Raw genomic sequence first — 23249 nt, forward strand, 5'->3', positions numbered from 1 at the left:
CCCCTACGCGGCATCCTCCGCTACGAAGGTCATCCATGCCCCACAGCCAATCCTCTGCACAACGCGGTCGCGTCCGCCTCGCGCGCGGAGCGTCGCCGTGGCTCCTCCCGACCGTTGCCACGGCAGCGGTCAGCCTCGCCCGCTCCCGCCGTTCGGGACGCTGGGCGGCCGTTGCCGTGCCCACCACCGTATTGGCGGCGGGCATGCTGTGGTTCTTCCGCGACCCGGAGCGGGAGATCGCTCAGGGCCGCGTCATCTCCCCGGCCGACGGCGTGGTGCAGAGCATCATGCCGTGGAAGGACGGACGCACCCGCGTCGCGATCTTCATGAGCCCGTTGAATGTTCACGTCAACCGCGCGCCGCTGGCCGGCACGGTGGCGTCCGTGGAGCACATCCCCGGTGGATTCGTTCCGGCGTTCAACAAGGAGAGCGAGAACAACGAGCGGGTCGTCTGGCACTTCGACACCGAGCTCGGTGACATCGAGATGGTGCAGATCGCCGGCGCGGTGGCCCGCCGCATCGTCCCCTACGTGCCCGAGGGCACCAAGGTCGAGCAGGGCGAGCGCATCGGACTGATCCGCTTCGGCTCGCGCGTCGACGTCTACCTTCCGGAGGGCGTCGAGGCAGCGGTCGAGGTCGGCCAGGCCACCACCGCGGGGGTGACTCGTCTTGACCGTGATTGATCCCGAGACACAGGCGGGCTGGGCGCCCGAGACCGACGAGGACGAGGACGACATGCCGCTGTCCACGCGGCTGTCAATAGCGGACACCCTCACCCTCGGTAACGCCATCTGCGGCTTCATGGCCGTGTACTTCACGACCACCGGCGTCCTCATCCCGCACCTGACGGGCATGGACGACGGCGGGATGGCCCGGCACAGCGCCGCGATGGCCGTCATCCTGATGCTGATGGCGTCGGTCTTCGACCTCTTCGACGGGCTGGTGGCGCGCAAGCTGCGGGCCTCGGCGATGGGGGCCGAGCTCGACAACCTCTCCGACCTGATCAGCTTCGGCCTGGCACCCGCGTACTTCGTCGTGACCTGGGGCATGGTCGCCCAGGACGCGAACCAGCGGGTGTCCGTGGTCGCGGCTGTCGTCGTGCTGCTGGCGGTGGTGCTCCGGCTGGCGCGGTTCTCCTGCGTCCCGATGCGCGACGGCATGTTCCAGGGCATGCCGGGCCCGTTCGGCGCCCTGACGGTCGTCGCCATCGTGCTGCTGGAGCTGCCGTTCCTGCCGACGCTGCTGGCGATCATCGGCGTGGCCTGGCTGATGGTGAGCCGGGTCGAATACCCCAAGCCCCGTGGCCGCCTCGCGGTGGCGATGCTCGGCTGGATCGTGCTCAGCATGGGCATGCTCACGGCCTGGGCACTGGACGCCCCCGGCGGACAGCTGCTGCTGCAGACCGGCTGCGCCCTCCAGGTGGTCCTGGGCGCGATGATCCCGCTGTTCGCGACGGCCCGGAGGGTCAACACCTTCCGCGACAACCGCCGCGAGGCGCGGGCCGCGCAGCTTCCGTAACGCGACCGCACAACACGCCGAGAGCCCCGAGCGAGTGATTCGCCCGGGGCTCTCGGCGTTCCCTGCCGTAGCGGCGCCTCCGCGGCGCCGCTACGGCAGGGCTCTTTCGGACCTCAGACCCGTCAGACCCGTCAGACCCCTCAGACCAGGAAGTCGCGGGCGAGGTTCTCCGCCGTGCGCTCCAGCAGCGGGCCGGCCTCGGCCATGCAGCGCGCCGGGTCGCTCTCCAGGTCCGTCAGCGCGTACGCCCGCCGGATACCGGCCGCGCCGAGCGCCTCAGGGGCCAGCTGGAGCCGCCCGCAGACCGCGACGACGTCGATGCCCGCCGTCCGGGCCGCGGCGGCCACACCCGCCGGTGCCTTGCCGTGCAGCGTCTGCTGGTCGAGCGAGCCCTCGCCGGTGATGACGAAGGTGGCCTTCGCCAGCGCCGGCGCGAAGCCCAGCACGTCCAGCATCACGTCGATACCGGGCCGGAACGCCGCGTCCAGGCCGACCAGCGCGCCGTAACCGATACCGCCGGCGGCACCCGCCCCCGGGGCGAGCGCGTGCTCGGCCGCCTTGGCACCGACCGCACGCTCCAGCACCTCGGCGTAGTGCGCGAGCGCGGCGTCCAGGGTGGCGACGTCCTGCTCGCTCGCGCCCTTCTGCGGGCCGTAGACCGCCGGCGCGCCCTTGGGGCCCGTCAGGGGGTTGTCGACGTCGCTGGCGAGCACGATGTCCGTACGGGCCAGCCGCGGGTCCAGACCCGACAGATCGGCCGTGGCGAGGTCGCGCAGCGGGCCGCCGCCGGGGGCGACCGGCTCGCCGTCCGCGTCGAGGAACCGCGCGCCGAGCGCCGCGAGCATGCCCGCGCCGCCGTCGGTCGTGGCGCTGCCGCCGACGCCGAAGACGATCGAGGTCGCGCCCGCGTCCAGCGCCGCGAGCAGCAGCTCGCCGGTGCCGTACGTGCTCGCCGTCAGAGCGGCGAAGACGCCCTCCGGGAGGTGCTGGAGGCCGGAGGCCTCGGCCATCTCCACCACGGCCGTGCCGTCGCCGCGCAGGGCGAAGGTGGCCGTCACCGGTGCGCCGGTGGGGCCGGTGACCCGCGCTTCGTGGCGGGTGAAGCCGGCCGCGAGCGCCGCCGCGACCGTGCCGTCGCCGCCGTCCGCCACCGGGATCGCCGCCACATCCAGCTCGGGGATCACGCGCCGCAGACCGGCGGTGACGTGCTCGGCGACCTCGACGGCCGTGAGTGAACCCTTGAACTTGTCCGCGGCGATCAGCACATGTGCTGTGTTTGTCCTTGCTGCGTCCGCCACCGTGTTTCCCCTTGCTTTCGAACTGGCAGTCGCGCCGCTGTGACCTTATCCGGCGAGCGGCCCGGCGAACAGAGCACACGGTTCCGGAACGGCCCCGAAGCGCCCGAAACGATGCGATGGGAGATCATTGAGGGCTATTGAGCGCTATTGCGGACCTCTTGAGTGCCGCCGCGCCCGGGTCCGCCCTGAGGCCATGGGCCACGCCGCCTGTCTCGCCTCCCTCCCGGGTGCTCGCGGGTGTGGGCGCGGGCGCGGTTCCCACGGCGGCGAGGGCCGCATCCTGCTCGCGGAGCCGGAGCCGGAGTACTTGCCGGGACGCGAGGACGCGGAGGGGCCGGAAGCCGGCGCCGCGGACGGGGCCCGTCAACTACCCCTCCTGCGTGGGTGGTTCGTTAGCCTCGGGCCATGGAAGACATGGCGCTCGGGCTCGCTCACGTTCCAGGGGTCGTCGGGGTGATGCTCGGGGGGAGCCGGGCACGCGGGACGCACCGGCCGGACTCCGACTGGGATCTGGGGATCTACTACCGCGGCGAGCCGGATCTGCGGGCCCTGGAGTCACTGGCCGCGGAGGTGACCGGCGGCCCCGTCGAGGTGTACGCGCCGGGGGCCTGGGGCCCGTGGGTCAACGGCGGGGCCTGGCTCGTGACCCCGGACGGCAGGCACGTCGACTGGATCCTGCGGGACGCGGACCGGGTGCGGCGTGTGTGGGAGGAGTGCCGCACGGGCCGCTTCGAGATCGGCGTGCAGGCCGGGCATCCCCTTGGCTTCTGGTCGCCCGCGTATCCGGGCGAGGTGGCGCTGGGGCAGGTACTCGCCGACACCGGCGGGGAGCTGGCCCGCCTCAAAGCGGAGACCCAGGACTACCCGGAGCCGCTGCGCGAGGCGCTGACGGGCGCCGCCGTTTGGGACGCCGGCTTCTCGGTGGCGATGGCCGGCAAGTCGTGCGCCGCGCGGGATGTGCTGCACGCGGCGCTGTGCCTGTCCCGCGCCGTCGGCGGTCTCGTCCAGGCGCTGCACGCGCACCACCGCGTCTGGTGCCTCAACGAGAAGGGCGCCCTCGCGGCGGCGGCCGCGCTACCGGCCACCCCACCGGGCCTCGCCGGGCGCGCCGCCGCCCTCCTCGGCCGGCTCGGGGGCACGGAGGGCGAGTTGCGGCAGTCCCTGGCGGAGGCGGAGCGGCTGGTGGCGGAGGTGCGGCGGGTGGTCGACGCGGAAGGCCTGACGCCGCCCTGATGCGGATCGGACCCGCCGCACCGAGGGGCACCGGCGCCGCCCCTTCCGGCGCGGGCGCCGTTCTCCTCCTCCGCCTCTCACGTGGCTGTGGCACCGGTCCGGATCGGCCGCCGGTCCCGCCGGCGCTGAAGCGCCCGGAAATCCTTGCACCATTCCTGATTGCGTCCGGTGGTTCCGTTCGCCTGTTCCTCGACGGTCCGGTTGGCGTACAGGCTGTTGAGCAACCACGGTTGTTTTTCGGGGCCGATGTTCTTCACCATGGCGTCCGCTTGCACCACGCCATAGGTGGCCACCGCAAGCTTCTTCGTGTCGCGGAACTTCTGCACTTGATCCCTGAGGTAGTGCTTGCTGCTGTGGAACCATGGGCTCATGGCGAGAAAAGCATTCCATTTTTCCTGGGGGAAGGGGTTTTGGACGGCCGCTTTGAGTACGTCCCATACCTGCGTGTTCGGGTCCATGTGGTAACGCTCGGCAAACGGAGCGGGGATTGCGTCCCGCAGATGCTGACGCCACTTGAGTACGAGGGAGAACTCGGTGACCAGGAACTTCTGGTCACCGCGGAGGTGAGGGACCACGTAGTCCAGGTATTTCTGTGCGGCGTCGATGGAGACCACATGGGGATGAATGTCGACACCTTCGATCTCCGGAGTTTCGTGGACGAATTCCATCCAGCGCCGGGTTGCTCCGGTTCGCCGTTCCGGGTTGTCCAGATGATTGAGCGCGCCCATGTAAAGGCGGGTCCTGCAGCGCGCTCCGACATGCTTCTTCCGGTACGCGACAAGATGCCGGGCGACGTGCTCGTAGAAGGTGTTGATGGCGGGGCCGTCCCGCTCTGCGCGCCGGGTTTCGAGGAACGGTTCATTTCCGATCACCAGGATGTCGACCGTGCCCATCACGGCACGCGCCACCTTGTCGACGCGCCGGAGCTCGGCAGCCATGAGAGTGCTGCCCGCTTTGGGGAGCGCCCGACCGCTGTAGGGGAACTTCAGCGAAAGGATCGTGCCGTATCCCTGTTTGCTCGCGCTGATCAGCGTGGATACGGCCGTCTGGTGCGCCGGAGGGCCCTCATCGGTCTCCGGCATCGGGAGGAAGCCACGCAGCCAGCCCGCGGAGAGGTCGCGTAACTGCGCGAAGCGCATATCGCTGGGGTCCTCGTTGAAATTGGCGCCCAGTGCGCCACTGGGGGCGGCGGGCCCGCCCGCCGCTCCGCCGCTGCCGGATCCCGACGGAGGGACGGCTCGGTCGTCCTGTCCCTCGCCGACCGGGCCTCCGCATCCCGAGGCGAGCAGGGCGGCACCGGACGCTCCGAGCAGCAGTCGACGAGAAATGCGCGGCCCTTCACGGGAGTTACCGGATCCGGGCACGCCGAGCCGCTGCATCGCTTCCTCCTTCCCGGTCCACGACCGGTGCATTGCCGCCTTCGTCGAAGGCCTTCCCCGGTGCCGCTGCCCCGGCCTGGGCCACGTATGCCGAGGGGCAGGTCAGCACCACCGGGGCGGGTCCTCGCGGGGCGCCGCGGGCCGGTGAAGGATCATCAGGGTGGTCAGCCGCCGCACTCCGCCGCCGGGAAGAGGACGTCGTCCGTCCGCTCGAAGGCGAGCAGGCGGCGCTTGCGGTCGAGTCCGCCGCCGTAACCGGTGAGGCTGCCGTCGGCGCCGACGACGCGGTGGCAGGGGACGATGATGCTGACCGGGTTCCGGCCGTTGGCCAGGCCGACCGCGCGGGCCGCCGAGGGGGCGCCCAGGCGTGCGGCGAGTTGTCCGTAGGAGAGGGTCCCGCCGTACGGGATGTCGCGCAGGGCGGCCCAGACGCGCTGCTGGAAGGGCGTTCCGCGGGGTGCCAGCGGCAGGTCGAAGGTGGTCAACTCGCCGCGGAAGTAGGCCTGGAGCTGGGCGATGGTGCGGTCGAAGGGGGGCTCGGCCGGGTCCGTGAAGGAGCCGAAGGTCTCCAGGGGCGGGCGGTGGCGGTGGTCGGTCATGTAGACGCCGGTCAGGGCGTTGCCTGCGGCGACGAGGGTGAGCGGGCCGACCGGGGTGTCCTCCAGGACGGTGTGGGTGCGGGGCGCGGACGGCGCGGGTGCGGGAAGGGTCATGGCAGCGGGCTCAGTTCGTGGGGAGGTGGTTGATGGGGTGGTCGTCGGTCGCCCAGAGGTACTGGACGGCGTAGGCGCGCCAGGGGCGCCAGATCGCGGAGTGGCGGATGAGGGCGGCGGGTGTACCGGGCATGCCGAGTCCGGCGGCCGCGCGGCGCAGGCCCAGATCGGTGGGCAGGAAGGCATCGGGGTCGCCGAGAGCCCGCATGGCGATGCATTCGACGGTCCAGGGGCCGACGCCTGGCAGCGCCGCCAGCTGTGCGCGGGCCGCCTCCCGGTCGCTGCCGACGCCGAGGTGCAGCGCGCCGGAGGCGAGGGCGGCGATGACGCCGGTGAGGGTGGCCCGCCGGGTGCGGGGCATCGCCAGCGACTCCGGGTCGAGTGCGGCGAGGGCAGCGGCGGACGGGAAGAGGTGGGTGAGGCCGCCTGCGGGGTCGTCGATCCGCGTGCCGTACGCGCGGACCAGGCGTCCGGCGTGCGTACGGGCGGCCGCGGTGGAGACCTGCTGGCCGAGGACGGCACGGACCGCGAACTCGTCGGCGTCGACGGTGCGCGGCACACGGCGGCCGGGGGCCATGTCCACGAACGGTGCCAGCTGCGGGTCCTCGCGGAGCAGCCCGTCCACGGCCTCCGGGTCCGCGTCGAGGTCCAGCATCCGGCGGCAGCGGGCGATGGCACCCGCGAGATCGCGCAGGTCGGTGAGGGCGAGCCGGCAGTCGATGTGGTCGGGGCGGGGCGCCAGCGCGACGATGCCGTGCCCGTACGGGAGGTCCAGCGTGCGGCGGTAGGCGCCGTCCCGCCACTCCTCGACACCGGGGACGGCGGTGGCGGCGAGGTGCCCGAAGAGGTTGTCCGGGTTGAGCGGCAGACGGAACGGCAGCCGCAGGGCGAGCGTGCCGGGCACGGCGGCGTGCGGTCCCGGCCGGGCGCGCTGCCGCAGCCGGCTCGGGGAGAGCGCGAAGACCTCCCGCACCGTCTCGTTGAAGGTGCGGATGCTGGCGAATCCGGCGGCGAAGGCGACATCGGCCATCGGCAGTCCGCTGGTCTCCACCAGGAGCCGGGCGGTCTGGGCGCGCTGGGCGCGGGCCAGCGCGAGCGGTCCCGCGCCGAGTTCCGCCAGCAGCTGGCGCTCGATCTGGCGGGTGCTGTAGCCGAGGCGGGCTGCCAGTCCCGGGACGCCTTCGCGGTCGACGATGCCGTCGGCGATCAGGCGCATGGCGCGGGCGACGAGGTCGGCGCGCTCGTCCCACTGCGGGGACCCCGGGCTGGCGTCCGGGCGGCAGCGCTTGCAGGCCCGGAATCCGGCCTGCTGGGCGGCGGCCGCGCTCGGGTAGAAGCGCATGTTCTGTGGCTTGGGCGGCACGACGGGGCAGCTGGGGCGGCAGTAGATGCCGGTGGTGAGCACGGCCGTGTAGAACCAGCCGTCGAAACGGGCGTCCTTGGAGCGGACGGCGCGCAGACAACGTTCGGTGTCGGTGTGCATGACTTCAGGATTCCTCAGCCACCGGACTCCGGCTGGCGAGAATCCGACATCAACGTCGGGCGACCTGGGGCGGTCCGGGTCACCGCAGGTCAGCCGCCCCAGGCCGAGCGCCCCGGGCCGGTCGCCGCAGGTCACGTGGCCCGGGTCCGCTCGCGGGCCGTCACGTCCCCGCGAAGCGGTCGAGCGCGCCGATCACGACGTCACGCGACGCCTCGCTCCCCTTGTGGCCCGCCTCGTCGATGACGGTCAGGTGGGCGTCGGGCCAGGCGCGGGCCAGTTCCCAGGCCGTGTGCAGCGGCCCGCCCATGTCCTGCCGGCCGTGCACCAGCACCCCGGGGATACCGGCGAGCCGTCCGGCGTCGCGCAGCAGGGCGCCCTCTTCCAGCCACGCGCCGTGCGCGAAGTAGTGCGAACAGATCCGGACCAGCGCCTTCCGCGCCTCCGAGGGCCGGTCACCGTACGGGTTCGGTGAGCCGTACGGCTCCAGGGAGAGCACCGCGTCCTCCCAGGCGCACCAGTCGGCGGTGGCCCGCTCCCGTACCGCCGGGTCGGGGTCGTCCATCAGGCGTGCGTAGGCCGCCACGACGTCGGGAACGGCAGCGGGGCCGGGGGCGAGGTGGAGATCGGGGGCGAGCTGGCGGCCATCCGCCGGGGCGGCACCCGCAGCACCCGCAGCACCCGCAGCGAAGCGTTCCCACGCCTCGGGGAAGAAGCGGCCGACGCCCCGGTAGAGCCAGTCGATCTCCGAGCGGCGGGTCGTGGTGACCGACGGGATGACGATCTCCGAGACCCGCTCCGGGTGCCGCTCCGCGTACGCCAGGATCAGCGTCGAACCCCAGGACCCGCCGAACAGCAGCCAGCGCTCGATGCCCAGGTGCTGCCTCAACTGCTCCATGTCGGCGAGCAGATGGGCCGTGGTGTTGTGCCGCATGTCGGTGGCCGGACGGGCGGCGTGCGGGGTGCTCCGGCCACAGCCGCGCTGGTCGAACAGGACGACGCGATAGTGCTCCGGATCGAAGTACCGGCGCGCCCCGGGGCCGCATCCCGAGCCGGGCCCGCCGTGCACGACGAGCGCGGGCTTGCCGCGCGGATTGCCGCAGGCCTCCCAGTGGACGAGGTTGCCGTCGCCGACGTCGAGGATCCCCTCGTCGTACGGCTCGATCGGCGGATACTGCTCAGCCATGGGCCCGTGCCCCCCTTCCCGTGTGCCGCACGCGTCTTCCCTGCCCCGCATCGTCTCAGCGGCCGGTTCGTCGCGGGGGCAGGCGGTGCAGTTCCGGGCCGGTGAGCCGGCCGTCCGACACCTCCGCCGTCATGTAGGTGCAGTACGGCTGGCGCCTTCGGTCGGTCGGCGAGCCGGGGTTCAACAGGCGCAGCCGGCCGTCCGCCGTGGAGTCCCAGGGGATGTGGCTGTGGCCGAACACCAGCACGTCCAGGCCGGGGAACCGGTCGGCGCAGCGGCGCTCGCGGCCCTGCGCGGCGCCGGTCTCGTGCACGACGCCGAAACGCAGGCCTTCGAGGTCGGCGTACGCCACTTCCGGGAGCCGGGACCGGAGTTCGGGGCCGTCGTTGTTGCCGTACACCGCGATCAGGCGGGCGGCGGAGGTCTCCAGCAGGTCCAGGGTGGCGAGGTCGACCCAGTCCCCCGCGTGGAGGACGACGTCGGCGCGGGCCACTTCGTCCAGCAGCTGGGGCGGCAGCGTCCGGGCGCGCCGGGGCAGATGGGTGTCGGAAACGATCAGCAGTCGCACCCGGCTGACGGTAGCTCAGCCGGGTGCGGGAACCCCTTGTGCGGGGCGCGCGTGGCCGGTGGCGACCTACGTGACCTGTCCAGCCCGCTCGCGTGGCCGGTGCGGTGCCGCGTGGGGGGGGCGCCGCGGGCCGTGCGGCCTACGGGGTGGCCGGCTCCGGAGGGAGGACGTGGTCGCCGGCCCTGTCGGTGCTCAGGCACAGGGAGCAGACCATCGCGTCATGGGTGCGGCAGGCGGCCAGGTCCGGCCGCTCGAAGGTCTGCCGGCACACATGGCACGCGTACGTGGTCGCGCTGGGGTTGCCGTCCGCGTCGAGCAGCGGTTCCGCGATGCCGTCGTCGGTGCGGCGCAGGTAGTAGCGTCCCTTGGTCAGCACCGCCATGAGCGGGGTGAGGACGAAGGCGATCAGGGCCGCGGCGACCGGCGAGTACGGCTGGAGGGTGTCGCCCAGGGCGTGGAAGTACAGGGCGATCGACAGGCCGGAGGCGGCGGTGAAGGCCACCACGCCCACCGGGTTGACGGCGTACAGCATGCCGCGGCGGAACTCGGGTGCCTGCGGGGAGAGTTTGAGCAGGTACTTGTTGATGATGATGTCGGTGGCGACGGTGACGACCCAGGCGATGGCGCAGTTGGAGTAGAACCCGAGGATGCTGTTGAGGACGCTGAACATGTCGGCCTCCATCAGCGTCAGCGCGAAGGCCAGGTTGACCAGCACGAAGACCATGCGCCCCGGGTAGTGCCGGGTGACGCGGGTGACGGAGTTGGTCCACGCGAGCGAGCCCGAGTAGGCGTTGGTCACATTGATCTTGATCTGGCTGATCACGACCAGGATCACGGCCAGCGGGATCACCAGCCAGGACGGCAGCATCGCCGCGAAGGCGCCGCGGAACTGCTGGATCGGCTCGGTGGCCGCGGCGGGCCCCACCTCGGCGAGCATGTAGACCGCCAGGAACACGCCGATGGCCTGCTTCAGCGCACCGAGCACCACCCAGCCGGGCCCGGCCATGACCACCGCGATCCACCAACTGCGCCGGTTCTCGCGGGTCTTGGGCGGCATGAAGCGCAGGTAGTCGACCTGCTCGCCGATCTGCGCGATGAGCGACAGGCACACACCGGCCCCCAGCAGCACCGACGCGGTGTTGACGGCGCCGGCGCCGTCGCTTCCGGCGTACGAGAGGAAGCGGCCGACCGTGCCCGGGTCGCCGGCGATCAGATACACCAGCGGGGCCACCATCAGGAGCAGCCAGACGGGGGTGGTCCACACCTGGAGCTTGCTGAGTGCCTTCATCCCGTAGATCACCAAGGGGATCACCATCAGGGTGGAGACCAGATAGCCGAGCCAGAGCGGCAGGCCGAGCCCCAATGCGAGGCCCTGCGCCATGATCGAGCCTTCGAGGGCGAAGAAGATGAACGTGAAGCTGGCGAAGATGACGCTGGTCAGCACCGAGCCGTAGTAGCCGAATCCGGAGCCTCGGGTGATCAGGTCCAGATCGATGTTGTAGCGGGCGCCGTAGTAGGCCAGCGGGAAGCCGGTGAGGAAGATGACGGCTGCCGCGACCCCGATCGCCGCGAGCGCGTTGCCGGTGCCGTGGGTGAGGCCGATGCCCGCTCCGATGGAGAAGTCGGCCAGGTAGGCGATCCCGCCGAGCGCGGTGGTCGCCACCACCATGGGTGTCCAGCGGCGGTAGCTGCGCGGCGCGAAGCGGAGGGTGTAGTCCTCCAGGGTTTCGTCGGCCGCCTGCCCGGCCGCGGGGCGCCCGTCGGCCGCGGGCCGCTCCTCGGTTGCGGGGCCGGGCCGGGCCTCGTCCTCGACCACCGGCCGTGCGGGAACGCTCATGCCACGCCTCCTGGGGTGCGATCGGCCCTGTGCTGGGATGTACGGCCGGGGCGGGCGGACGCCGGCGGTACGGGTCCCCGCATGGCGCCGTCGGCAGGAGGGGACGGCGGGATGCGGGTCGGTTCCCGCTGCCGTGGCGGAAACGCTAGGCACGGGGTATTTCACGGCCGCTCTCACCAGGTGAAGGGGAGATTTCCGGGATCTCACGGGAGCGCACGGGTCGCACCGGGCCTCGCGGGGACCTGGGCCGGGGTCTCGCCCCGGCGTCTTCCGGCAGGCGGGCCGATGAGTTCTGCCGCATCCTGACGTCTACCTCTTCGTCAGCTACCGCTTCGCACGCGCGGCACCCGCCCGGAAGGTGAGAAACATGCAGTACATGATCCAGTTGAATGTCCCGGCCACCCAGTGGGACTCGATGATGTCGTCGTACTCCCAGGACGACACCAAGGCGATGTTCGCCCACATGAACGCACTCAACAACGATCTGACCGCCGCCGGCGAGCTGGTGGAGGCACGCGGCCTGGGCGGACCCACGCTGGCCAAGACCGTCCGGGCCGGGGACGACGGGCGCCCGCAGGTGAGCGACGGTCCGGCGGAGGCCGACCGCATCCTCGCCGGCTACTGGGTGGTCGACGTCAAGGACGAGGACCGGGCCCTGGAGATCGCCGCGCGGGCGTCGGCCTGCCCCGCCCCCGGTGGGAAGCCGGGCAACGAGCCGGTCGAGGTGCACGCGGTCCCCGCCGGTCCTCCGGAGGCCTGAGTCAGGTGACGCCGCGCCGGTCGGGCACCCGTCCACGGGGGCATCCGTCCACGGGGGCGGCCTGACCGACCGGCTGACGCCGGGGCTGGGGCCGGGTGCCCGTACGGACCGGCGCGGTCAGCGCACGTGCGCGGCGAAGGCCGTGTACGCGCGCTCGTCGAAGAGGACGAAGCGCACCTCGTCGACGGCCGTGTCCGCGGCGCGCACCGTCTCGACGGCGATACGGGCGGCATCATCCATCGGCCAGCCGTAGATCCCGGCGGAGACGGCCGGGAAGGCGAGCGTGCGCGCGCCGAGTTCGTCGGCGATCCGCAGGGACGCGCGGTAGCAGGAGGCCAGCTGGTCGCTGCGGTCCTCGGAGGCGGCGAACACCGGGCCGACGGTGTGGATCACCCAGCGGGCGGGCAGCCGGCCCGCGGTGGTGGCCACGGCCGCGCCGGTCGGCAGACCGCGGCCGTAGTGGGACGCGCGCAGGGCGCGGCACGCGGCCAGGATCTCCGGACCGCCGCGCCGGTGGATGGCACCGTCCACTCCCCCGCCGCCCAGCAGCGAGGAGTTGGCGGCGTTGACCACGGCGTCCACCCGCTGTTCGGTGATGTCGCCCTGGACGAGGGTGAGGCGCGGGGTGCGGCGTGGGGTGCGGTCGTCGGCAGCGGCATCGTCGGCAGCGGAGCTCATGCCGCTGAGCCTAGGGAGAGCGCACGGGCGCGGCCAGTTGATTTGGCGCCGCGACGGGGCGAACGCCTGCCGGGGTGTCCGGTGGCGAGGTGCGAGTCGGTGCTCTGACGGCTGCGAGTCGGTGCTGTGACGGCTATTGGTGGCTTGCGCGCAGTCGGCGCCAGACCGCCCTCGCGGCGTGGTGGCCGGACATACCGTGCACCCCGGGGCCCGGCGGGGTGGCCTGGGAGCAGAGGAAGACGGCGGGGTGCGCGGTCTCGTACGGGATGCGGGCGAGCTTGGGGCGGATGAGCAGGCGCAGACCGGCCGCGGAGCCGGTGGCGGTGTCCCCGCCGACGTAGTTGGCGTTGCGGGCGGCGATCTCCGGCGGTCCGGCGACGGCGCGGGCCAGCACGAGATCGCGGAAGCCGGGGGCGAAGCGCTCGATCTGCCGCTCGACGACCTCGGTGGCGTCACCCTCCCAGCCGTTGGGGACATGGCCGTACGCCCAGAAGGTGTGCTTGCCCTCGGGGGCGCGGGTGGGGTCGATGAGGGTGGGCTGAGAGGTGATCAGGAAGGGGACGGTGGGGTCCTGGCCTGTGGTGGCGGCGTCCAGGGCGGCGGAGATCTCGCCGCTGGTGGGGCCGATGTGGACGGTGCCGGCGCGGCGCGCCTCCTTGGCCGTCCAGGGTGCCGGGCCGGACATCGCGTAGTCGATCTTGAAGACGCTGGGGCCGTACTTCACCTCGCGATAGGCGTTGCCCAGGCCCGCGATGCGGGCGAGCGCGGTGGGCGAGGTGTCGAAGACATAGGCGCGGGCCGGCGGCAGGTCGTCGAGCCGCTTGACCTCGAAGTCGGTGTGCAGCGCGCCGCCATGGGCCCGCAGCAGACCGGCCAGCGCGTCGGAGATCGCCTGCGAGCCGCCGCGCGGGATCGGCCAGCCGTTGGCATGGGCGGCGAGCGCGAACATCAGGGCGAGGCCGGTGGTGCCGAGGCCGCCCAGGGGCGCTATGGCGTGCGCGGCGAGGCCGGCCATCAGGGCGCGGGCCTTCTCGTCCTTGAAGCGGCGGTTGACGAGGGTGACCGGCTGCATCGCGGTCAGGCCGAAGCGGGCATACGTCAGCGGGTCCTGGGGGAAGCCGATCCACTGGGTGCGCAGGAAGTCGCGGGCCAGGGCGTCCCACTTGCCGACGAACGGGGCGACGAGCCGGCGGTAGGTGCCGGCGTCGCGCGGGCCGAAGGACATCGCGGTCTCGCCGACTGAATGCGCCAACACGGCGGCGGTGCCGTCCGGGAAGGGGTGCGCCATCGGGACGTCGGGGTGCAGCCACTGGAGGCCGTACCGCTCCAGCGGCATGTCGGCGAAGGCGGGCGAGCCGACGCCGAGCGGGTGCACGGCGGAGCAGGGGTCGTGGTGGTAGCCGGGGAGGGTCAGCTCCTCGGTGCGGGCCCCGCCGCCGATGGTGTCGCGGGCCTCGAAGACCTCCACGGACATGCCGCGACGGGCCAGTTCGACGGCGGCGGTCAGACCGTTGGGTCCTGCCCCGATCACCACGGCATCGAGCATCCTCGGCACCTGCGCCACTCCCCTCACGTCCGATCCTCGTCGTCGAGGATCAGTTGGCGGCTGCCAGCAGTCCGAGGATACGCCGCGCGGTTTCGGTGTCCCGCGCCGCGGTGAAGGGCAGCGCGTTGCCGCCCTCGATGCGGAACGGCACTCCGGCGACGGTGCCGCTGGCTCCGCCCGCCTCGTGCACCAGGAGCAGCCCGGCGGCGTGGTCCCAGGAGTTCTCCCAGCTGAAGGCGGTGGCGTCGATGTCGCCCCGGGCGACGTAGAGATACTCCAGCCCGGCTGAGCCGCAGGGGCGCGGGGCGATGCCGCTGGTGTCCAGTGCGGCGAGCACCCGCTTCTGGTCGTCGTCGGTGAAGTCGTAGTGGGATATCGCGATGTCGAGGACGGCGCCGGGGGCGGCGCTGCGGGTGTGCAGCGGTACGCCGTTGAGCTCGGCGCCGGCGCCGCGGCGGGCCACCGCCATCAGCCCGAGCGCGGGGGCGTAGGTCCAGGAGGCCAGCACCTCGCCGCGGTGGGCGAGCGAGACGAGCGTCGCGAAGCCCGGGTCGCCGTGCACGAACTGGCGGGTGCCGTCGACCGGGTCGACGATCCAGACCGGGGCGTCGCCGTGCAGCGCGTCGAGGACGGACGGGTCGGCGTGCACCGCCTCCTCGCCGACCACCCGGGAGCCGGGCAGCAGGGTCGTGAGCGCGGCGGTGAGGTGTTCCTCGGCGAGCCGGTCGGCGACGGTGACGAGGTCGTGCGGGCCGTTCTTCTCCACGATGTCGTCGGCGGCGAGCTGCCGGAAGCGCGGCATGATCTCGTCGGCCGCGGCCTTGCGGACGGCGGCCTCGACGGCGGCCGGGTCGACGGAGAAGAGGTCATGCGGGGACAGGGCCCCGGTGGCGGCCGCATCGGTGAGGTTCGCGAGGTCTCCTGAAGGGTGGGTACGAAGTGCTTCGATCATGTGTCCATCGAACCACGCCCCACTGACACGACGTCTGGACGCCAGGTGAAATCCGGATGCCGCGCAGGTCACGGGCCGGGGCGGGCGCCGGACCTCCCGCCCCCGCCCGGACCCGTGCCGTCTCAGCGCCCCACCGCGTACCCCTGCATGCCCCGCGGGTTCGCCGCCGAGGAGAGCACGCCGGTCTCCGGGTCCCGGGCCACCGCGCACAGCCGCCCCTCCGACCAGGGGTCACCGACCGTGACGGCGTGACCGCGCCGACGCAGCTCGTCGACGACCGGCGCCCCGATCCGGGACTCGACCGTGACGCTTCCGGGCCGCATCGCGCGGGGGAAGAAGGAGCCGGGGAAGGAGTCCTGGTGCCAGTTCGGGGCGTCGATGGCGCCCTGCAGGTCGAGGCCGCCGCGGACCGTGGACCGCAGCGCGACGGCGAGGAAGAAGTGCACCTGCCACTGGTCCTGCTGATCGCCGCCGGGCGTGCCGAACGCCATCACGGGCACGCCGTCACGCAGGGCGAGGGACGGGGTGAGCGTGGTGCGGGGGCGGCGCCCCGGCGTGAGGGAGTTGGGCAGCCCGTCCTCCAGCCAGGCCATCTGCAGCCGGGTGCCGAGCGGGAAGCCGAGGGCCGGGACGACGGGGTTGGACTGCAGCCAGCCGCCGGAGGGGGTCGCGGAGACCAGGTTGCCCCAGCGGTCGACGATGTCGATGTGGCAGGTGTCACCCCGGGTGGCGCCTTCCTTGGACACGGTGGGCTCGCCCGCTCCGCTTCCCGAGACGCCCATCGCGTCGAACGCGTCCTCGCCGGAGGCGACGGCCAGCGCGTGCTTGCTGAGCTTCGGGGTGCGGCCGTCGGGGCTGCCGGGCCGCAGCTCGTACGAGGCGGCGCCGCCGATGAGCGCGCGGCGGGCGGTGTTGTAGTCGGCGCTCAGCAGCGTGTCGAGCGGCACGTCGTCGGCGTCGCCGTACCAGGCCTCGCGGTCGGCCATCGCGAGCTTGCTGCCCTCGATGAGCAGATGTACGTATTCGGGGCTGCCGTACGCGGGCAACTCGTCGGGCAGCAGAGCGAGTTGCTGGAGGAAGGACGGGCCCTGGGACCAGCCGCCGGCCTTGGCGACGGTCCAGCCGTTCCAGTCGTGGGTGGCCGGGGCTTCGTAGGTGGCGGCGAAGGAGGCGAGATCGTCGCCGGTCAGGGTGCCCGTGTGGCGTTCGCCCGAGGTGTCCATCGCGGGGCGGGCCGCGAAGTCGGCGAGGGCTTCACCGATGAAGCCCTCGCGCCAGATGCGGCGGGCGGCGTCGATCTGTGCCTCGCGGTCCGCCGAGGCGGCCTCCGCCTCGGCGATCAGGCGGCGCCAGGTGGCGGCCAGCGGCCGGTTCCTGAGCAGCCCGCCGGCGGCGACGGACCTGCCGCCGGGGAGGTAGATCTCGGCGGACGACGTCCATTCGGTCTCGAACAGTGCGCGGACCGTCTCGACCGTTTCGCCTATCCGCTCGACGGCCGGGTGGCCGTGCTCGGCGTAGCCGATGGCGTACCGCAGCACCTGTGCGGGCGACCGGGTGCCGTGATCGCGCAGCAGCAGCATCCAGGCGTCGAAGGCGCCCGGTACGGCGGCGGCCAGCGGTCCGGTGCCGGGGACCAGGTCGAGGCCGAGCCCGGTGTAGTGCGCCACGCTCGCACCGGCCGGGGCGGGGCCCTGCCCGCACAGCACCCGCACCGGCCCGTCCGCGGGCGCCAGGATGATCGGCACCTCGCCCGCCGGGCCGTTCAGGTGCGGCTCGACGACATGCAGCACGAACCCCGCCGCGACGGCGGCGTCGTAGGCGTTACCGCCGTCCTCCAGGACAGCCATCGCGGACTGGGACGCCAGCCAGTGCGTGGTGGAGGCCATCCCGAAGGTGCCTTGGAGGGTCGGACGGGTGGTGAACACGGGGTGGCTCCTCTGGTCGTTCGGTGCGGGTGTGGGTGTGGGGCGTCGGGTGCGGTCGTTCGGGTGCGGGTCGTTCCGTAGCGGGGGCCGTCCGCGATCGTACGGAGGGGCTCAGGCGAAGCTCAGCAGGGTTCAGGGGGCTCCGCGGTTACGGCCCCGGTCCGGTCCGCTCCTCCGGCTCCGGGCGGCGGCCCCGCCGCCGCTTCCGCCACCGCGCCTCGCGCCGCACCCGCCGCCGCATCGGGCGCGGTCCCGTCCTCGGCGACGAGGTGGCAGGCGACCCGCCGGCCGGCCTCCGGCGCGCCTGCCGCGCCCGCCCCCGCCGCCGCGCCGTCCGCGAAGACCCGCAGCGCGGGGATCTCCGTACGGCAGCGGTCCTCCGCCAGGGGGCAGCGGGTGTGGAAGCGGCAGCCGTCGAACACGCTGCCCGAAGGGCGTCCTGCCGGGGTGCTGGCCGGGCGACGGGCGGTCGGATCCAGCGGGCTGGGCAGCTCGCCGTGCAGCACGATGCGCTCGCGGGTGCGCTGGGCGACCGGGTCGGGGACCGGCGCGGCGGACAGCAGGGCCTGGGTGTAGGGGTGTTTGGGGTCGGCGAACAGTTCGGCGGTGGGCGCCTCCTCGACGATCTGCCCCAGGTACATCACGGCGATCCGGTCGGCGAGAAATTCCACCGCCGCCAGGTCGTGGGTGATGAACAGGCAGCCGAAGCCGCGGTCGCGCTGGAGGTCGGCGAGGAGGTTGAGGACGGACGCCTGGACGGAGACGTCGAGGGCCGAGGTCGGCTCGTCCGCGACGAGCAGGTCGGGGCCGACGGCCAGCGCGCGGGCCAGGGAGATCCGCTGGCGCTGTCCGCCGGAGAGTTCGTGCGGATGCCGGTCGGCGTGTTCGGGGCGCAGCCCGACCTGGGCGAGGAGTTCGCCGACCCGGCCGGCGACGGCGTCCTTGGTCACGAGCCGGTGCAGCCGGAGCGGTTCGGCGATGATCCGGCCGATGGTCATCCGGGGGTCGAGGGAGGACGAGGGGTCCTGGAAGACGAGGTGGAAGTCGGTCCGCAGCGGGCGCAGGGCGCGCCGGGAGAGGTGGCTGATGTCGGTGCCCTTGATGCGGACGCTGCCGCCGGTCGGCTCGTCGAGCCGTACGACACAGCGTCCGACGGTGGACTTGCCGCTGCCCGACTCGCCCACCAGGCCGACGACTTCGCCGTGCCGGATGGTGAGGCTGACGCCGTCGACGGCGCGTACGGTGCCGCCGGATCCGCCGAAGTGCCGTTCCAGATCGCGTACTTCGAGGACCGGGGGCGCGGGGTCGGGGTCGTCGTGCCGGTGCGCGGTGGCGCGCGAGGCGGGTATCCGGGGCGCGGTGGTCATCGCGCGGTCTCCTCGTGGCGGTTGGCGGGGCGGCCGGCGTGGGGATGGGCGCGGTACGGGCTCCCCGGACGGCCGGGGCGGGACGGGCGGCTTGAGCGGTACAGCCGGAAGGCGCGGTACATGCGGTGCGGGCGGTGCATGCGGGGAAGCTGCGGCCGGTGGGAGCAGTACAGCGAGTAGGGGAAGCACGGGCAGAGCGGGCAGCGCGGTGCGGACCCGGCGGGGGCGACGGCCGAGGGGCGGTTCATCGCCCGGCCTCCTCGCCCTGCGCGAGGCCGACCGGATGCCAGCAGGCCACCCGGTGCGGGCGGGGATCCGCCGCCGTCCCGTCCGGCGCCCCGGGCGCCGGGGCCAGGACCGGCCGCTCGCCCGTGCAGTGCGCGTCGGCGGACGCGCAGCGGTCGGCGAAGGTGCAGGCGTCCGGGGAGCCGGACAGGCTCGGGACCAGGCCGGGGATTTCCGGGAGCCTTCGCCGGCTCTCCTGTCCGGGGCGGAGTACGGCTTGGAGCAGGCCCTGGGTGTACGGGTGCCGGGGTGCGGCGAACAGCTCGTGGACGGGGGCCTGTTCGACGGCCCGGCCCGCGTACATCACCAGCACGCGGTCCGCGGAGTCCGCGACCACGCCGAGGTCGTGGGTGATCAGGACGATCGCGGTGCCCAGCCGTTCGCGCAGCGACCGGAGGACTTCGAGGATGCCGGCCTGGACGGTGACGTCGAGGGCGGTGGTGGGCTCGTCGGCGATGAGTACGGCGGGGTCGCAGGCGACCGCCACGGCGATCATCACGCGTTGCCGCATACCGCCGCTGAGCTGGTGCGGGTATTCCTCGACGCGGCGGCGGGGGGCCGGGATGCCGACGAGGTCGAGGAGTTCGACGGCCTGCTCCTTGGCTTCCTTGCGGCCGAGACCCCGGTGGCGGCGGAGCACCTCGCCGATCTGCCGGCCGATGGTGAGCACCGGGTTCAGGGACGTCATCGGCTCCTGGAAGATCATCGCGAGTTCGTTGCCGCGGACCTTCTGCCAGGCGGCCTCGCCGGCCCCGGCCAGCTCCCGGCCGTGCAGCCGCACCGAACCGCCGACGGTGGCGTTCGGGGGCAGCAGGCCCATCACGGCCATCGACGTCACGGACTTGCCGCAGCCGGATTCGCCGACGACGGCGAGGACTTCACCGGCGTGCAGGTCGTAGGAGAGCGCGTCCACGGCATGCGTGGTGCGGGTGCCGGAGCGGAAGGAGACGGACAGGTCGCGGACGCTGAGGACGGGCGCGGGCTCCGGCGCCCGGGTCGTTCCTTCGGCCCCCTGCAGCGCGGCGGTTTCGGTCATCGGTTGCCTCCGCGGGGGTCGAGGACATCGCGCAGTCCGTCGCCGAGCAGGTTGAAGGCCAGCGTCGCGGCGACGATGGCGAGGCCGGGGAAGACGGCCATCCAGGGCGCGGGCCCCAGGAAGGGCTGGGCGCTGGAGAGCATCACGCCCAGGGAGGGTGCGGGCGGCTGGACGCCCAGGCCGAGGAAGCTCAGCAGCGCCTCACCGATGATCGCGGCAGGGATGCCGACGGTGGCCTGGACGATCAGCGCGGAGGTGGCGTTGGGAAGGATGTGGCGGAAGAGAACGGTGCCGTCGCCGCCACCGCTGGCGATCGCCGCGCCCACGTAGTCGAGGTGTTTGAGGCGCAGCGTCTCGGCGCGGGTGATGCGGATGACGGCCGGGATCTGCGAGACGCCGATGGCGATGGTGGCGTTGAGCAGGGACGGGCCGAGGACGGCGGCCAGACCGACGGCCAGCACCAGGAAGGGGAAGGCGAGTAGGGTGTCGGTGAGCCGGGAGACGGCGGAGTCGGCGAGCTTGCCGTAGTAGCCGGCCGCCAGTCCCAGCGGGACGCCGACGACGAAGGCCAGGGCCACAGCCACCACCCCGACCTGCATGGACGCGCGGGCGCCGTGGATGACGCGGGAGAGCTGGTCGCGGCCGAGGTCGTCGGTGCCGAGCCAGTGCGCGCCGCTCGGCGGGGCGAGCACGGACGCGAAGTCCGGGGCCGCCGGGTCGTACGGGGCGAGCAGCGGGGCACACAGGGCGGTCAGCACGAAGACGGCGGCGAGGATGCCGCCGGCCAGTGCGAGCCGGTTTCTGCGCAGGGCGCGCAGCCGGTCGCGCGCCCGGCCGGTCCGGGCGGGTGCGGCGGGCCCGTCGGGTGCTTTCGGGGCGAGGGTGGCTGCGGTCATCGGGCGCCTCCGAGCCGGATCCGCGGGTCGATGACCGAATACAGCACGTCGACCAGGAGATTGATGAGGATGTAGGCGGCGGAGGTGCACAGCACCACGCCCTGGAGCATCGCGTAGTCGCGAGTGAAGACGGCGTCGATGGTGAGCTTGCCGAAGCCGGGGAGCACGAAGATCTGCTCGGTGACGACGGCCCCGGAGATCAGGTGGCCCAGTTGCAGACCGAGCACGGTCACCACCGTCACCAGGCTGTTGCGCAGCGCGTGGCCGCCGATGACCTGGCGCCGGGAGAGCCCCTTGGCGCGCGCGGTGCGGACGTAGTCGGCGGAGAGGTTGTCGAGCATCGCGCCGCGGGTCTGCCGCATGACGACGGCGGCGAGCCCGGAGCCCAGGACGACGGCCGGCAGCACCATCCGCCGCAGGTTGTGCAGCGGGTCGGCGCTGAAGGGGACGTATCCGGAGGCGGCGAAGACCGGGACGGCGATGGCGAACGCCAGGACCAGCACGATGCCGAGCCAGAAGGTGGGGACGGACAGGCCGAGCAGGGCGACGGCGTTGGCGAGCCATTCCTCGGGCCGGCCCCGGCGCACCGCCGCGACGACCCCCGCGCCGATGCCGACCACGACCGCCAGCAGCAGGGAGAGCGTGGCGAGTTCGAGGGTCACGGGGAGTGCCCCGGCGATCGAGTCGAGGACCGGCAGGCCGGTGCGGGCCGAGGTGCCGAGGTCGCCGGTCAGCGCATGGCCGAGGAAACGGCCGTACTGGACGACGATGGTGTCGTCGAGGCCGTAGGCCTGCCGGATCGCGGCGAGCGCCTGCGGGCTGCGCTCCTCTCCGGCCAGCGCGAGCGCCGGGTCGCCGGGCAGCGCGCGGATGCCGGCGAACACGACGACGCTGACGAGGAAGAGGGTGAGCGCCGACTGCCGGAGCCGGGTGGACAGGTAGCGGATCATGGTGCGGTTCATCGTGCGTACCCCGCGTCCTTGACGCGCACGAGGCCGTCGCCGTAGACGCGCAGTCCGGCGATGTCCTTGCGTGCCACGACGTAGTTCTTCTGCCGGTAGAGGTAGATCAGCGCGTGCTGGTCGTGGATGCGGTCGGTCAGGCGCCGGTAGAGGGCGCCGCGTTCCGTGCCGCCGGGGGTGGTGCGGCCCTGGGCGATCAGCCGGTCCAGGGCGGGGTCGGAGACGCCGTAGGTGTTCATGGCGCCGGCCGTGCCGAGGAAGGACGCGATGTTGCCGTCCGGGTCGAGCCGTCCCGACCAGCCGCTGACGTACGCCTCGAACCGCCCGGCGTCGGTCTCCTCCAGCAGCGTGGCGTACTCCATCGGCCGCAGCCGGACCTCGAATCCGGCTTCCTTGGCCATCGCCTGGATGACCTGGCCGAGCCTGCTGTCCTCGGGGGTGGTCGACACCTTCAGTTCGAGGGGGACGGGGGTGCGCACCCCCGCCTCCTTGAGCAGCCGTTTGGCTCCGGCCGGATCGCGCGGCGGGCAGTGGGCGGCGCCCGGTGCCACGGCGGACTCCGGCGATACGGGGCCGCAGGCCGGTGCGTACATGCCCTGGAAGACGACCTTGTTGATGAGCGCGCGGTCCAGGGACAGTTCGAAGGCCTCGCGGACCTTCGGCTCACGGGCGAAGAGGGTGTGCAGCTTTCCCGGTTTCTTCCCCGTCCCGTGCACGTTCCCGATGTTGAAGCCGAGCCCCTGATAGCCGAGCGAGGGCGAGTTGAAGAGCTGGAGCTGCGGCTCGGTCAGCGAGCTGCGCACCTCGACGGGGCCCATCTGGTCGCCGATCTGGACGTCGCCGGAGCGCAGGTTCGCCAGCCGGACCCCGCCGTCGGTGATCGTCTTGTAGACGACGCGCCGCAGATGCACCTTCGCGGCGTCGTAGTAGTGCGGATCCTTCTCCAGGACGATTCGGTCGCCGGCGACCCGTTCGACGTACCGGAACGGGCCGACGCAGGAGGGGTGGGCGGTGAAGTTCTTGCCGTACTTCTTCAGCGCCCGGGGTGACATCACCATTCCGGCGCGGTCGGCGAGCACCCCGGTCAGCGGGACGTAGGGCTTCTTCAGCCGGATCCGGACGGTGAGCTCTCCGGTGGCCACCGCGCCGGTCAGCGGGCCGAGTTCGGTGGCGCGGGCGGATCCGGCGAGGGTGCGGTGCCGCTCCAGGGACCGGGCGACGGCCGCCGCGTCCAGCCGGGTGCCGTCGCTGAACCGCAGGCCAGGACGGATGGGGAGGGTGACGGTCCGGCCGTCGTGGGAGGTGCGGGGCAGTGCGGCGGCGAGCTGCGGAACGACCTTCCCGGCGCGGTCGGTGTCGTAGAGCTTCTCGCACATCCCGGCGAAGACGGTGCGGCCGACGAGGGTCTGGGCGAGCGTCGGATCGAGCTTGTCGGGGTCGGACTTGAGGGCGACGGTGAGCGTGCCGCCCTCCCGGACAGGGCGCTCGTCGGTCATCCGGACCCCGCCGACCTCGGTGGCGGCGGTGGTCAGGGATCCGCAGCCGGCGGTGCCGGCCGCCAGCGCAACCACCGCCAGGGCGGTCGCCATTGGGCGCACGAGACATACCTCCCGCAGAGCAGGTGCAGAGG

At 72.9% G+C, this 23249-nt stretch carries 20 protein-coding genes; 4 read left to right on the forward strand and 16 right to left on the reverse strand.

Translation table 11 applies throughout. From position 1 onward, the window contains the following. Positions 1-35: 35 nt before the first annotated feature. Positions 36-683, forward strand: a complete 648-nt coding sequence (locus ACIRQ7_RS12960) for a phosphatidylserine decarboxylase (protein ID WP_401467317.1) — start codon at positions 36-38, stop codon at positions 681-683. Continuing rightward, complete coding sequence (gene pssA, locus ACIRQ7_RS12965) at positions 670-1518, forward strand: CDP-diacylglycerol--serine O-phosphatidyltransferase (RefSeq protein ID WP_401467320.1); 849 nt, start codon at positions 670-672, stop codon at positions 1516-1518. The genes ACIRQ7_RS12960 and pssA overlap by 14 nt, the downstream gene beginning before the upstream one ends. A gap of 140 nt (positions 1519-1658) precedes the next feature. On the opposite strand, the gene ACIRQ7_RS12970 is transcribed toward pssA, so the two are convergent. After that, entirely contained in the window at positions 1659-2783 is a 1125-nt protein-coding gene (locus tag ACIRQ7_RS12970) for a glycerate kinase (protein WP_401467676.1), read from the reverse strand. Between the two features lie 438 nt (positions 2784-3221). On the opposite strand from ACIRQ7_RS12970, the gene ACIRQ7_RS12975 reads away from it, so the two are divergent. Further along, positions 3222-4049 carry a nucleotidyltransferase domain-containing protein gene (locus ACIRQ7_RS12975; RefSeq protein ID WP_404262151.1) on the forward strand — a complete coding sequence of 276 codons (828 nt, stop codon included), beginning with the start codon at positions 3222-3224 and terminating at the stop codon, positions 4047-4049. Positions 4050-4126: 77 nt separating this feature from the next. Here the strand turns inward: ACIRQ7_RS12975 and ACIRQ7_RS12980 are convergent, their stop codons facing one another. The 6 genes from ACIRQ7_RS12980 to ACIRQ7_RS13005 form a co-directional block, all read right to left on the reverse strand. Further along, complete coding sequence (locus ACIRQ7_RS12980) at positions 4127-5428, reverse strand: hypothetical protein (protein ID WP_404262152.1); 1302 nt, start codon at positions 5426-5428, stop codon at positions 4127-4129. 164 nt (positions 5429-5592) lie between these two features. Then, complete coding sequence (locus ACIRQ7_RS12985) at positions 5593-6141, reverse strand: methylated-DNA--[protein]-cysteine S-methyltransferase (RefSeq protein ID WP_404262153.1); 549 nt, start codon at positions 6139-6141, stop codon at positions 5593-5595. Positions 6142-6151: 10 nt separating this feature from the next. Continuing rightward, positions 6152-7624, reverse strand: a complete 1473-nt coding sequence (locus ACIRQ7_RS12990; RefSeq protein ID WP_404262154.1) for an AlkA N-terminal domain-containing protein — start codon at positions 7622-7624, stop codon at positions 6152-6154. Between the two features lie 160 nt (positions 7625-7784). Next, positions 7785-8807: an alpha/beta fold hydrolase gene (locus ACIRQ7_RS12995; protein WP_404262156.1), complete on the reverse strand. Its 1023-nt coding sequence runs from the start codon at positions 8805-8807 to the stop codon at positions 7785-7787. 55 nt (positions 8808-8862) lie between these two features. Then, positions 8863-9375 carry a metallophosphoesterase family protein gene (locus tag ACIRQ7_RS13000; RefSeq protein ID WP_404262157.1) on the reverse strand — a complete coding sequence of 171 codons (513 nt, stop codon included), beginning with the start codon at positions 9373-9375 and terminating at the stop codon, positions 8863-8865. 139 nt (positions 9376-9514) lie between these two features. Then, entirely contained in the window at positions 9515-11212 is a 1698-nt protein-coding gene (locus ACIRQ7_RS13005; protein WP_404262159.1) for a purine-cytosine permease family protein, read from the reverse strand. 367 nt (positions 11213-11579) lie between these two features. Between ACIRQ7_RS13005 and ACIRQ7_RS13010 the strand changes: the two genes are divergently transcribed. Beyond that, on the forward strand, positions 11580-11972 hold the full coding sequence (locus ACIRQ7_RS13010) for a YciI family protein (RefSeq protein WP_404262161.1): 393 nt from the start codon (positions 11580-11582) through the stop codon (positions 11970-11972). Positions 11973-12089: 117 nt separating this feature from the next. Here the strand turns inward: ACIRQ7_RS13010 and ACIRQ7_RS13015 are convergent, their stop codons facing one another. From ACIRQ7_RS13015 to ACIRQ7_RS13055, 9 genes are all read right to left on the reverse strand, one after another. Next, on the reverse strand, positions 12090-12650 hold the full coding sequence (locus ACIRQ7_RS13015; protein WP_404262163.1) for an O-acetyl-ADP-ribose deacetylase: 561 nt from the start codon (positions 12648-12650) through the stop codon (positions 12090-12092). Between the two features lie 133 nt (positions 12651-12783). Beyond that, positions 12784-14205: a phytoene desaturase family protein gene (locus ACIRQ7_RS13020; protein WP_404262165.1), complete on the reverse strand. Its 1422-nt coding sequence runs from the start codon at positions 14203-14205 to the stop codon at positions 12784-12786. Positions 14206-14245: 40 nt separating this feature from the next. Next, positions 14246-15148 (reverse strand): inositol monophosphatase family protein, encoded by a 903-nt coding sequence (locus ACIRQ7_RS13025; RefSeq protein WP_404262167.1) that lies wholly within the window; start codon positions 15146-15148, stop codon positions 14246-14248. Positions 15149-15270: 122 nt separating this feature from the next. Further along, positions 15271-17073, reverse strand: coding sequence for a gamma-glutamyltransferase family protein (locus ACIRQ7_RS13030; RefSeq protein WP_404262169.1), 1803 nt, complete (start codon positions 17071-17073; stop codon positions 15271-15273). A gap of 122 nt (positions 17074-17195) precedes the next feature. After that, positions 17196-18440 (reverse strand): ABC transporter ATP-binding protein, encoded by a 1245-nt coding sequence (locus ACIRQ7_RS13035; RefSeq protein WP_404262170.1) that lies wholly within the window; start codon positions 18438-18440, stop codon positions 17196-17198. A 244-nt stretch (positions 18441-18684) separates the two neighbouring features. Further along, positions 18685-19761 carry an ABC transporter ATP-binding protein gene (locus ACIRQ7_RS13040; RefSeq protein ID WP_404262171.1) on the reverse strand — a complete coding sequence of 359 codons (1077 nt, stop codon included), beginning with the start codon at positions 19759-19761 and terminating at the stop codon, positions 18685-18687. Beyond that, on the reverse strand, positions 19758-20657 hold the full coding sequence (locus ACIRQ7_RS13045) for an ABC transporter permease (protein WP_403672539.1): 900 nt from the start codon (positions 20655-20657) through the stop codon (positions 19758-19760). Before ACIRQ7_RS13045 ends, ACIRQ7_RS13040 begins: the two co-directional genes overlap by 4 nt. Next, complete coding sequence (locus ACIRQ7_RS13050; protein WP_404262325.1) at positions 20654-21607, reverse strand: ABC transporter permease; 954 nt, start codon at positions 21605-21607, stop codon at positions 20654-20656. Before ACIRQ7_RS13050 ends, ACIRQ7_RS13045 begins: the two co-directional genes overlap by 4 nt. 8 nt (positions 21608-21615) lie before the next feature. After that, the gene (locus tag ACIRQ7_RS13055) at positions 21616-23208 is read right to left on the reverse strand and encodes an ABC transporter substrate-binding protein (RefSeq protein WP_404262173.1); all 1593 of its coding nucleotides are present in this window, start codon (positions 23206-23208) and stop codon (positions 21616-21618) included. Positions 23209-23249 lie beyond the last annotated feature (41 nt).

The sequence above is a fragment of the Streptomyces sp. NPDC101393 genome (assembly GCF_044767385.1).
Classification (GTDB): domain Bacteria; phylum Actinomycetota; class Actinomycetes; order Streptomycetales; family Streptomycetaceae; genus Streptomyces.